Source organism: Undibacterium sp. Ji42W, assembly GCF_049340405.1.
GTDB lineage: Bacteria > Pseudomonadota > Gammaproteobacteria > Burkholderiales > Burkholderiaceae_D > Undibacterium.
Genome location: NZ_JBMPOV010000005.1, coordinates 81952 through 94282, shown reverse-complemented (window position 1 = coordinate 94282; position 12331 = coordinate 81952). Strand labels below are relative to the sequence as shown.

General features: G+C 53.7%; 7 protein-coding genes. 6 read left to right on the top strand and 1 reads right to left on the bottom strand.

From position 1 onward, the window contains the following. Positions 1 to 161 precede the first annotated feature (161 nt). Positions 162 to 503 carry a four-helix bundle copper-binding protein gene (locus ACO0LG_RS12435; protein WP_423026736.1) on the top strand — a complete coding sequence of 114 codons (342 nt, stop codon included), beginning with the start codon at positions 162 to 164 and terminating at the stop codon, positions 501 to 503. Positions 504 to 743: 240 nt separating this feature from the next. Continuing rightward, a complete protein-coding gene (locus tag ACO0LG_RS12430) occupies positions 744 to 2315 on the top strand; it encodes an oleate hydratase (RefSeq protein WP_423026734.1) in 1572 nt (523 codons plus the stop codon). Between the two features lie 84 nt (positions 2316 to 2399). On the opposite strand, the gene ACO0LG_RS12425 is transcribed toward ACO0LG_RS12430, so the two are convergent. Continuing rightward, the gene (locus tag ACO0LG_RS12425) at positions 2400 to 2768 is read right to left on the bottom strand and encodes a hypothetical protein (protein ID WP_423026732.1); all 369 of its coding nucleotides are present in this window, start codon (positions 2766 to 2768) and stop codon (positions 2400 to 2402) included. Between the two features lie 496 nt (positions 2769 to 3264). Here ACO0LG_RS12425 and ACO0LG_RS12420 point away from each other — a divergent pair, with 496 nt between their 5' ends. Genes ACO0LG_RS12420 through ACO0LG_RS12405 form a run of 4 tightly spaced genes read left to right on the top strand, consistent with a single transcriptional unit; the run spans position 3265 to position 12330 of the window. Beyond that, entirely contained in the window at positions 3265 to 4629 is a 1365-nt protein-coding gene (locus ACO0LG_RS12420; protein WP_423026730.1) for an MdtA/MuxA family multidrug efflux RND transporter periplasmic adaptor subunit, read from the top strand. 36 nt (positions 4630 to 4665) lie between these two features. Continuing rightward, the gene (locus tag ACO0LG_RS12415; RefSeq protein ID WP_423027255.1) at positions 4666 to 7770 is read left to right on the top strand and encodes an MdtB/MuxB family multidrug efflux RND transporter permease subunit; all 3105 of its coding nucleotides are present in this window, start codon (positions 4666 to 4668) and stop codon (positions 7768 to 7770) included. A 4-nt stretch (positions 7771 to 7774) separates the two neighbouring features. Further along, the gene (locus ACO0LG_RS12410) at positions 7775 to 10888 is read left to right on the top strand and encodes a multidrug efflux RND transporter permease subunit (protein ID WP_423026728.1); all 3114 of its coding nucleotides are present in this window, start codon (positions 7775 to 7777) and stop codon (positions 10886 to 10888) included. 8 nt (positions 10889 to 10896) lie between these two features. After that, complete coding sequence (locus ACO0LG_RS12405; protein ID WP_423026726.1) at positions 10897 to 12330, top strand: efflux transporter outer membrane subunit; 1434 nt, start codon at positions 10897 to 10899, stop codon at positions 12328 to 12330. The last annotated feature ends 1 nt before the right edge of the window (position 12331 follow it).

Genomic DNA, 12331 nt, shown 5'->3' with positions numbered 1-12331 from the left:
TTCTCGAATTTCTTAGTGGAATTATTCTATTGAGTACTGCTACAACTCGCCATGTACGACAGCGCACATTCATTTTCGGCAATGCGGCGTATAAATTCTCATGTCGCTGGCTTCGTGCCATTGTTAACTTGAACTCACTCAGTCATTCAGGAGAATTAAAAATGAAACTCACACCCCTCAATGAAAAAATGGAACAATGTCTGGCCAACTGTCTGGCATGTCATCGCATTTGTACCACTGCTGCCGCCCATGTCATGCATGGTGACAGCAATCATAGTGAAGTATTACACCTGGTCAGCCTGCTGGACTGCGCCCAGATTTGCCTGGTCCATGCAGATTTCATGGCACGCCGCTCACCACACCACATGCACCTGGCCCGCGAATGTGCAGAAATTTGCCTGTCTTGCGCCACCTTTTGTGAGGCCCATAACGATGCCGACGGCATGATGAGTGAGTGTGCAAAAGCCTGCCGCACTTGCGCGGATAGTTGCACTGCCATGTAGTCTTGGCTTTACAGAGAGATAACTGAACTGGCATTGCTGTCTGCAAGTGCTTGGGTCAAGGTCAACAATCCTGCTGCGGCTTATCCGTTCCGGCAGGATATGCATAGCGCTTACGCGCTTAAAAACTTCATCTGTTTCACTTGTTTGTCATAGCGCAAAACATATCCCTGCTTGCGTGTCAACATGGCAATACATCTGCATGAATCAAAACGAAACACGTTAATACAGTTTAAGGAAATTATGACTATGAATACAAAAGCATATCTGATCGGTGGTGGCATCGGTTCCCTGGCGGCTGCCGCCTTTATGATACGTGACGGAAAAATCAAGGGCGACAATATTTTCATCCTTGAAGCTACATCCCTCTTGGGCGGCAGTCTTGACGGTGCAGGTAGCCCAGATCAAGGCTACTCACTGCGAGGTGGCCGCATGCTCACGACCGACAATTATGAATGCACCTGGGATTTGTTCAAATCCATCCCCTCACTGCATAATCCGGGAAGATCGGTATTGGAAGAAACGGTCGAATTCAATGAACACTACAAGTCCAACTCCAAGGCCAGGCTGGTAGACAAGCGACGCGCCAAGGTGCCGGTATCGTCCATGGGTTTCTCCATGCAAGACCGTATGGAATTACTCAAGCTGAGCCAGGCGGATGAGGCAGAGATGGGCAACAGCACCATTACTGACTGGCTCTCACCCTCTTTCTTTGAGACCGAATTCTGGTTCATGTGGGCCACCACTTTCGCCTTCCAGCCATGGCATAGCGCTGTCGAGTTCAAGCGCTATCTGCACAGATTCATGATGGAATTTTCTCGCATCGAAACCCTGGCCGGCGTCAAACGCACTATTTACAACCAATATGATTCACTGGTCTTGCCGCTGCAAACCTGGCTGAAACAAAATGGCGTGCAATTCATCACGAATTGCGAGGTGCAAAAACTGACGCACACTGTGATCAATGAGCAATTCCAGGTCACTGGCCTGGAATGCCTGCGTGACGGCGTAGCAGAAAGCATCGCCGTTGCTGACGGTGACCTCGTATTCCTGCAAAATGGTTCCATGACCGATGCATCCAGCCTGGGTTCGATGAGCAGTGCTCCGGAAAAACACAGCAAGATAGATAGCTGCGGCTGGCGTTTGTGGGAGCAGCTTGCAGCTGAAAGACCCAACATGGGTAATCCGGCGGCATTCAATACCTGCATCGCCCAGTCATGGTGGGAGTCGTTCACGGTTACGCTGAAAGATCCGCGCTTCTTTGACCTGATGCAAAAATTCAGTGGCAACGAGGCTGGTACTGGCGGGCTGGTGACTTTCAAGGATTCCAACTGGCTGATGTCCATCGTGCTGGCGCACCAGCCTCATTTCATCAACCAGCCTGCTGGTATCCAGGTGTTTTGGGGTTATGCGCTCTACCCTGACCGCATCGGTGACTACGTAGCGAAGCCAATGAGCGAATGCAGTGGTGCCGAAATCCTGGAAGAATTACTGGGTCACCTGCGCTTTGATGCTGAAGTCTTTGACAATGCCAATTGCATCCCTTGCCGCATGCCTTACATCACCAGCATGTTCATGCCCCGCGCCATTGGCGACCGGCCTTTGCCTGTGCCGCCCGGTACAAAAAACTTTGCTTTCATCAGCCAGTTTGTCGAAGTACCAGATGACGTGGTCTTTACGGTGGAATATTCAGTACGTGCCGCGCAGATGGCGGTGTATCAGTTACTGGATGTGAAGCGTGAAGTACCGCCAATTACGGCCCATGACAAATCCCTAGGGACTAAGTTTGAAGCACTGGTCAAGGCGTTTAAATAAAAAAGCCGATTTTAAAAGCAAGACAGTCCTCCACAAAGAGGGCTGTCTTGCATCGCAAAAATTGTTCTTCAACAGCCACAAAGCTCATGACTCGGGATGTTCTTTCTTGAAGCGCTGATTCGCCTGGTCCAGATGCTTGATCAGCACATGTGAAATGATATTGACCCCAATACCACCGAACATGGCAGGCACCAGGTACAGAGCAAGCGAAATTTCAGAGACAAATATCGTATCGTCCGCAGGTGAGGGGGACAGTTTTGCGGCGGCTGAGAGTACCTTGAGAAAATACACGTCCATACCAGCAATGGCGACCAGTGCAAAACCAAACGCCAGGGTGGTTTTTTGGGATATGGCTTTTTTCAATATCAGGTAGCTGTAGATGCCAAAAGGCATGACAATCGAGGCTATCATCATGAGCCAAAACTTCAATTCTGAAAATATCGTGTTTTCCATCCATACACCCTTAAAACGGCTGACTGAGCAAGCGCTTACTTTGTCAAGGAAATATTATTAACCCAATGCATGTCCGCGCAAGTAACGTATTCTCTCACTTTCGTAACGAATTGAATTCCGCCTTGAATAGACCAGCTGTTTTCCGATAGTATAGTTTCAACTAGAACTTATTTCTTGAGGGAATGACCGCCATTGTCGGCGACACACGGTTCTTTACTTGCGGAGTGCATGGAGATGTATATATCTTTGCGCCGCAAGACTATCGTTGACATTGCTGCGCGCATAGGCAACTATTGATATAGCCACACCGCTGCTGCTGTATTGCTCCTGCTGTACGCGTCTGTTTTGCGCTATTCAAACTCATAAAATAAACTGTGCAGCTCAGCTTTTCACCTTTGATGAATGTCGCTGGGCGCCAAAAGTTCTCCGCATGATACACATGGATACCCCATTAATTTGCTATTCGTTTTAGTACTGACAGTGTGAAGGCATTAAGATGACATCAAGAATCGTCAATTGGAAATCGGCAACTGCCGTACTGGTGCTTATTGTAGTAGCGGCAGGTGGCTGGTGGTATTACCACCGCACTGATGCCAGCGCACCAGCAGAGGCAGGCAATGGCCCTCCAGGGAATTCAGGTAAACGAGGCGGCGGGCGTGATGGCGGCAATAAAGCACAGCCGGTGTCCGTCGTACCTGCGCAAAAGCGTGACATACGTCTGATCGTCACCGCAATAGGCAATATCGCTGCTGCCAATACTGCTGTTGTGCGCACCAAGGCGGATGGCGAACTCAAAGCGATTTATTTCAAGGAAGGCCAGGCTGTGCAGGCAGGACAGTTGCTGGCGCAGATAGACCCCAAGCCTTTCCAGATCGCCTTGTCACTGGCGCAGGGCACCTTGGCGCGTGACCAGGCACAGTTAAAAAATGCCGAGCTGGATTACCAACGTTATAAAGACCTGGTCGAAAAACAGGCAGCCCCCAAGCAGCAAATGGATACGCAAGAAGCACTGGTGCAGCAACTGCACGGCACCATCTTGTCTGACCAGGCCTCAGTAGATAATGCCAAACTGCAGTTGAGTTATACCCGCGTAACTGCTCCTATCTCTGGCCTGGCTGGCTTGAAGCAGGCTGACCTGGGCAATATCGTGCATAGCTCGGACACCAATGGCCTGGTGTCAATCACCCAAACCCAGCCGGTTGCCATTGTATTTGCCATCCCCGATGTACGCCTCGATAAATTGCGCCAGCAAATGAAAAATGATGTGCCTTTGCGGGTAGAAGCATGGGATCGGGAACAAAAAAATATCCTGGCAGAAGGCAGTGTCGCCAATACCGATAACAGCATAGATTTGACGACAGGAACCATCAAGGTCAAGGCTCTGTTCCCTAACAAGGACAATGGCCTGTTTCCCAACCAGTTTGTGAATGTACGCTTGCAACTCGATACCATGAAAGATGCGTTGGCAGTCCCAGTGGCATCCGTGCAACGCGGCACGGTAGGCAATTTTGTGTATGTCGTCGGTGAAGGCGGTGTGGTTACCTTGAAGCCTGTCACTACGTTGGCGACCGATGGTGACTGGGTGGCCGTCAAGGCTGAACTCAGGCCAGGTGACCAGTTGGTGACCGATGGCGCAGACCGTTTGCGTGATGGCGGCAAGGTGGAAGTCATTGCAGCATCCGCCAGACCTGGAGGCGCTGATGAGCCTCGCGGTGGCGGTGGCAAACGACGTAAAGGAGGCGGCGCTTCTGCTTCAGGGTCTGCATCTGCGTTAGCATCGGTGCCTGCTTCAGCGTCAGCATCAACACCAGCAGCGGCATCAGTTCCTGTCCCTGCCTCCGCAGCAGAAACCAGGAAATAAGGGCGCTCAGCTCATTATCATCACACCATGGCTACCCTGAATCCCTCACGTCTGTTTATTGAAAGACCGGTCGCAACTTCGCTGATGATGCTGGCGATTTTGCTGGCCGGTTTGCTGGCTTACCGCCTGCTGCCTATCGCGGCATTGCCGGAAGTGGATTACCCCACCATACAGGTGACCACGCTTTATCCCGGTGCCAGCCCGGATGTCATGACATCTTCTGTCACGGCACCGCTGGAACGCCAGTTTGGACAAATGCCTGGCCTGGCGCAAATGTCGTCGACCAGTTCTGGCGGTGCCTCTGTGATCACGCTGCGGTTCGAGTTGAGCCTGTCACTCGACGTTGCCGAGCAAGAAGTGCAGGCTGCCATCAATGCTGGCAGTAATTTGTTGCCCAGTGATTTACCGATGCCGCCGGTGTATAGCAAGGTCAATCCTGCGGATGCACCCGTGTTGACGATTGCGGTTTCATCGACCACCCTGCCAGTGATACGCATACATGATCTGGTCGAGAGCCGTCTAGCGCAAAAAATCTCGCAAGTGCGTGGCGTGGGCCTGGTCAGCATTGCGGGTGGGCGCAGACCTGCTGTCAGGATACAGGCCAACCCTACGGCACTGGCCAATCTTGGCCTCTCACTGGATGATTTGCGCACTGCCATAGGCAGCGCCAATGTCAACCAGGCCAAGGGCAGTTTTGATGGTCCCCTGCGTGCCTCGACGATTGATGCGAATGACCAGATGAAAAGCGCGGCAGAATATGCCAACCTGATCTTTGCCTACAAGAACGGCAACCCCATACGCCTGCGTGATGTTGCCACCATGGTCGATGATGCAGAGAACATGCGCCTTGCGGCCTGGGCAGACAAGGCCCCGGCTGTCATCCTCAATGTACAACGTCAGCCTGGCGCGAATGTGATACAGACGGTAGACCGCGTGAAAGCCTTGCTGCCGAGCTTGCAAGCCGCCATGCCTGGGTCTGTCGATGTGCGGGTACTGAGCGACAGAACCACCACCATACGCGCCTCTGTCGATGATGTGCAAATCGAATTACTACTGGCCATAGGCCTGGTGGTATTCGTGATCTTTGTTTTCTTGCGCAGCGTGCCTGCCACCATCATCCCCAGTGTTGCCGTACCTTTGTCACTGGTAGGCACATTTGGTGTCATGTATATGGTAGGTTTTTCCCTGAATAACCTGACCCTGATGGCGCTGGTGATATCGACAGGCTTTGTCGTCGATGATGCGATAGTCATGATAGAAAACATCGCCCGTTATGTCGAAGAAGGCGAAACCCCGATGGCAGCAGCGCTAAAGGGATCGCAGCAAATCGGCTTCACCATTATTTCGCTTACCGTTTCCCTGATTGCGGTATTGATACCGCTGCTGTTCATGGGAGACGTGGTGGGCCGCCTGTTTCATGAATTTGCGATTACCCTGGCTGTCTCGATATTGATTTCTGCCTTCGTGTCCCTGACCCTGACACCGATGATGTGCGCCCGTCTTTTACACCACGAAAAAGAAGAGGACTTTGGCCCGGTCAAACGCGCCATAGGCCGCATGTTTGAACGAACCATTGCGGGTTATGGCCGCATGCTGACCTGGGTGCTGGACAGGCAAAAAACCACCATGCTGGTATTTGTAGCGACCCTGGCTCTGACCGGTTTGCTGTATATCTTTGTCCCCAAGGGATTCTTTCCGGTGCAGGATACGGGCCAGATACAGGCAATTACCGAGGCAGCGCAATCTACTTCATTCGCCGCCATGGCTGAACATCAGCAAGAACTGGCCAGCGTGATCCTGACAGACCCGGCAGTGGAAAGCGTGTCCTCTTTCATTGGTGTGGATGGTGCAAATGCCACTCTGAATGCCGGGCGCATGCTGATCGTGCTGAAACCCCTGAAGGTACGGGGTATCTCGGCCACCCTGATCGCCAGACGCCTGGGTGATCTGACGCGCAAGGTGCCTGGCATCGCCATCTATATGCAGGCAGTGCAGGATCTGACCATAGAAGACAGGATAGCCAAAACACAATATCAGTTCATGCTCAGTTCCCCCGATATTGCTGAACTGTCGCGCGCTACCTCTTCCCTGCTCGAACGTTTGCGCAAATTGCCACAACTGGCTGATGTCGCCAGTGACCAGCAAGAGCTGGGCCTGCAAGCCTATGTGGATATAGACAGGGATGCCGCAGGCCGCTTTGGCGTCAGTGTCGCAGCGATCGACAACTCGCTGTACAACGCCTTTGGCCAGCGCCTGATCTCGACGATTTTTACGCAAAGCAATCAGTACCGTGTGGTCCTTGAAGTGGCACCGCAATACAAAGTGGGCATGGAAGCCTTGAACAATCTGTATGTGCCAGGCACGAATGGCGTACAGGTGCCGCTGTCTTCAATCGCCAAAGTGGTGGAGAGGATAGCGCCACTGGCAGTCAACCATGCAGCGCAATTCCCTGCTGCGACTGTTTCCTTCAATCTCGCCCAGGGCGCGGCGCTAGGTGATGCGGTCAACGCCATCAAGGCAGAAGAAGCAGCCTTGCATTTGCCAGTCAGTGTGGAAACCAGCTTCCAGGGTGCGGCGCTGGCTTTCCAGGCATCCTTGTCCAGCACACTGTTACTGATACTGGCAGCGATAGTCACCATGTATATCGTGCTGGGTGTCTTGTATGAAAGCTATATACATCCGCTGACGATACTTTCCACCTTGCCGTCGGCAGGTCTGGGAGCCTTGCTGGCCTTGCTGGCATTCAGGCTGGACCTGGGTATCATCGCCATCATCGGTATTGTGCTGCTCATTGGTATCGTCAAGAAGAATGCCATCATGATGATCGATTTTGCCCTGTATGCACAACGCGAAGAAGGCCTGAACCCGCGCGAAGCCATCCACAAGGCTTGTCTGCTGCGCTTCCGCCCTATCCTGATGACCACCATGGCAGCCTTGCTGGGTGCGCTGCCACTGATGCTGGGTTCGGGCGTGGGCAGTGAATTGCGTCATCCGCTTGGTGTGGTCATGGTGGGTGGGCTGATTGTCAGCCAGATGCTGACGCTGTTCACAACGCCAGTAATTTATCTTGGCTTCACGGCGCTGGCCAGCAGGTTTGCCCGAAAGCCAGGTTCAGAAACTGCAACAGAAACTGCGGCGTAAGCAGATGAATCTTTCCCGCCCCTTCATAGAACGTCCGGTCGGCACTGCACTCATTACCCTGGGTGTGGCGCTGGCGGGGATCATCGCGTACTTTTTGCTGCCGATTGCGCCCTTGCCGCAGGTTGAGTTTCCTACCATCTCCGTCAATGCCTCATTGCCGGGTGCCAGCCCGGATACCATGGCAGCCACGGTGGCCACACCGCTGGAACGTGCGCTGGGCAGCATTGCCGGTGTCAATGAAATCACTTCCTCTTCATCATTGGGAAGTTCACGCATTACCCTGCAATTTGATATGAGCCGGGATATTGATGGCGCAGCGCGGGATGTGCAGGCTGGCATCAATGCGGCGCGCGCCATGCTGCCATCCGGCATGCCCAGCAACCCGACTTACCGTAAAGTTAATCCTGCTGATGCGCCGGTGATGATCATTGCGCTGACATCCAAGACACTGACACGCGGCCAGATGTATGACGCTGCCTCCACCGTGCTGGCACAGCGCCTGTCCCAGGTCGATGGCATAGGTCAGGTCACCATAGGTGGAGGTGCATTGCCTGCGGTGCGCATAGAGGTGGATCCCAACAAGCTGGCAGCGAATGGCATTTCGCTGGAAAATGTACGCGCTACCGTTGTCGCCAGCAATGCCAACCGCCCCAAGGGTTCGGTCGAAGACCAGCAACATTACTGGCAGCTCAGCGCCAATGACCAGTCCTATAAGGCAGAACAATATGCGCCGCTGATCATCAGCTATGCCAATGGTGCCGCACTGCGCCTGCGCGATGTGGCTGAAGTGGTAGACAGCGTGCAGGATGTGCGCAATTACGGCATGGCAAATGGTACACCTGCGATCTTGCTGATACTGAACAAGGCACCAGGTGCCAACATCATCAAGACGGTAGATACCATCCGCGCCCTGATGCCCCAATTGCGCGCCTCCATTGCGCCAGCCATCGATGTCAATGTGGTCATGGACAGGACGCCCACCATACGCGCATCCATCACTGAAGTGCAGCGCACCCTGGCGATTGCCTTTGGCCTGGTCATCGTCGTGGTCTTCGCTTTCTTGCGCAATTTCCGCGCTGCCTTGTTACCTGCGGTGGCGGTGCCAGTTTCACTGGCTGGCACCTTCGGTGTCATGTATTTGCTTGGCTATAGTATCGATAATCTCTCACTCATGGCGATGACGGTAGCTACCGGTTTTGTGGTGGATGATGCGATTGTCGTGCTGGAAAATATTTCGCGCCATATAGAGCGCGGCAAGACGCCGATGGAAGCAGCATTACAGGGTGCGCGCGAAATTGGTTTCACAGTAGTATCGATCAGCTTGTCACTGATTGCCGCCTTCATCCCCATCCTGGCGATGGGCGGCATAGTCGGGCGTTTGTTCCGCGAGTTTGCGGTGGTGTTATCGGTGTCCATCCTGGTATCCATGCTGGTATCGCTGACGACTACGCCCATGATGGCAGCGGCCTTGTTGCGGCCCGTGGAAAAAGCCAAGGCACCGGGTAAATTCTCGCGCGCGCTTTCCCGTTTCCAGCGTGGCCTGATGCGCGGCTACCGTCGCAGCCTGCGCTGGACCTTGCGGCATCAGCCTTTGACACTACTGGTGCTGGCTGGCGTGATTGCCCTGAATGTATCGCTGTACATCACGATCTCCAAAGGATTTTTCCCGCAGCAGGATACCGGCTTGATGATGGGTGGCGTGCAGGCAGACCAGGCCAGCTCTTTCACGTCCATGCAAGAGAAACTCAATGCCTTCAGCAAAATTGTGCTGGCCGACCCTGCGGTCGCCAATGCCACTGGCTTTACCGGTGGCGGCCAGCGCAATAGTGCGAACATGTTCATCTCGCTCAAATCCAGGACTGAGCGCGAAGAGAGTGTAGACCAGGTTATCAACCGCCTGCGCGGCAAGCTTGCGCATTTGCCGGGTGCCAATCTGTTTTTGTCACCGGTACAGGATATCCGCATCGGAGGCCGGCAAAGTAACGCCGCCTGGCAATATGCCTTGCAGGCAGATGACCTGGTTGATCTGCGTACCTGGGAACCACGCATACGCAAGGCCTTGTCGCAATTGCCTGAACTGGCTGATCTGAACAGTGACCAGCAAGACAAGGGCATACAGACTTCGCTGGTAATAGACCGCGATGCCGTGGCCAGACTGGGTTTGACCGTCAGCGCCATCGACAGCACGCTTAACGATGCCTTTGGGCAGCGCCAGATCGGTGTCATCTATAACCCGCTGAATCAGTACCGGGTCGTAATGGAACTGGCACCGGCCTATCTGCAAAGCCCTGAAAGTTTGAAGAGCCTGTATGTCACTACCTCCAAAGGTGTGCGCATACCCCTGGCCAGCGTGGCAAAGGTGGAGACCACCAATACGCCCTTGGCTGTCAATCACCAAAGTGGCTCGCCCGCCAGCACCATCAGCTTCAACCTGGCACCGGATGTCGCCTTGTCGCAGGCGGTGGACGCGATTAATGACACCATCGCCAAACTAGGGGTACCGATATCCGTGCATGGCAGTTTCCAGGGGACGGCGCAGGCTTTCCAGTCTTCCCTGAGCAGCCAGCCACTACTCGTGCTGGCGGCCATTATTACCATCTACCTGGTGCTGGGTATACTGTATGAAAGCCTGATCCATCCACTGACCATACTTTCAACTTTACCTTCGGCAGGCATAGGTGCCTTGCTGGCACTCATGCTGTTCAAGACTGATTTTTCCATCATCGCCCTGATCGGCGTGGTACTGCTGATAGGCATCGTCAAGAAGAACGCCATCATGATGATCGATTTTGCAATTTCTGCGCAACATGAAGCAAACAGCCGTGGCAGCAGCGTAACTGCCGGTGCAGCAATTTACCGCGCCAGCCTGCTGCGCCTGCGCCCTATCCTGATGACTACCCTGGCAGCAATCTTTGGTGCTGTGCCACTGGCACTGGGTACCGGCGATGGTGCAGAATTGCGCCAGCCGCTGGGCATAGCCATCGTCGGCGGCCTGTTGTTAAGCCAGTTGCTGACCCTGTACACCACGCCTGTCGTCTTTGTGTGCATGGACAGATTACGCCGTAAGAAAAAACCCGTAAAAGCAGTAGCGAGCGCTGGCGCTTTGGATATTGCATGAGAGCGATTATGAAAAAAAATATTAACTTGTGCCCTGTAACTTTGCCACGCTTATCCGTGCTGACTTTGGTCGTGCTGTTATCTGCCTGTGCCCAGACCAAGGCACCGCCACCGGCTACGGTCCCGCTGACCGCAGAATTCAAGGAAGCCAGTTACTGGAAATCAGCGCAAGCCACGCGCGCTGGTTCGGACGCTTTAGTTGCAGAATCCTGGTGGGAAATGTTCAATGACCCTGTGCTCAATGAACTGCAACAAAAGCTATTGCTGGGCAATGAAAACCTGAAGTCAGCCGCCGCCCAGATCGCCAATGCCAAGGCGGTGCTCAAAGCCAGCCAGTCAGCATTGTGGCCAACAGTCTCATTGAATGCAGGCGGCACGCGCAGCGGTAACCCAGGCTCAGGTCAGAATGGCCGTACTACCAGCAATAGTTATTCACTGGCTGTCGATACTTCGTGGGAAATTGATTTATGGGGCAGGCTGTCAAAAGCCACCGATGTCGCCAACGCCAGCCTGCAGGCCAGCCGTGATGACTATGATGCTGCCCGCTTGTCTGCCGAGGCGACACTCGCACAAACCTATTTCGCCATGCGTGTGGCCGAGGCGCAGCAAGCCATATTGCAAAGAACTACCACCTCCAATCAACGCAGCCTGGAATTGACCGAGGCCAGATATCAGTCCGGGGTGGCAGGACAAAGCGATGTTTTGCAAGCCAAAATACAAGTGACCACCGGCCAGGTGCAATTAAAAGATGCAGTGGCACAGCGGGCACAACTGGAGCATGCGATTGCCGTACTGTTGGGTGTGACTCCCGCAGCCTTGAATATCAGCAGCACCGCTACACTGCCGACAGCACCTGCTGTGCCGGTACTGATCCCGGCAACCTTGCTGGAACGCAGGCCAGATATCGCAGCGGCTGAACGCAAGCTGGTCGCCGCGTATGCCCAGATAGGTGTCAAGGATGCCGCCTTTTTCCCTGACATCAGCTTGTCGGCCAATGCGGGTTACCGCAGTTCTTCCCTGAGTAAATTGATTGATGCACCCAACCTGGTGTGGTCGCTTGGCCCTTCCATATTACTGTCTATTTTTGATGGTGGTGCACGTCAACTGGCTAGTGACCAGGCACGCGCAACGGCAGATATCGCCGCCTCTACTTATCGCCAGACAGTCCTGACCTCATTGCAGGAAGTGGAAGACAATCTGGTGGTGATGGAACAACTCGATGCAGAGCTGCAGTTACAGACAGAAGCCTTGCAAGCCGCCCAGCGTAACCTGGAAATCACGCAAGAACAATACAAGGCAGGCACCGTCAGTTACTTGAATGTAGTGACCTCACAGAATGCCGCCTTGGCTAGTGAATCCAATTTGCTGTCGATACGCAACCGCCAGCTTGCAGCTACTAATATCTTGTTGAAAAATATCGGCGGACGCTGGCAAAAATCATGAG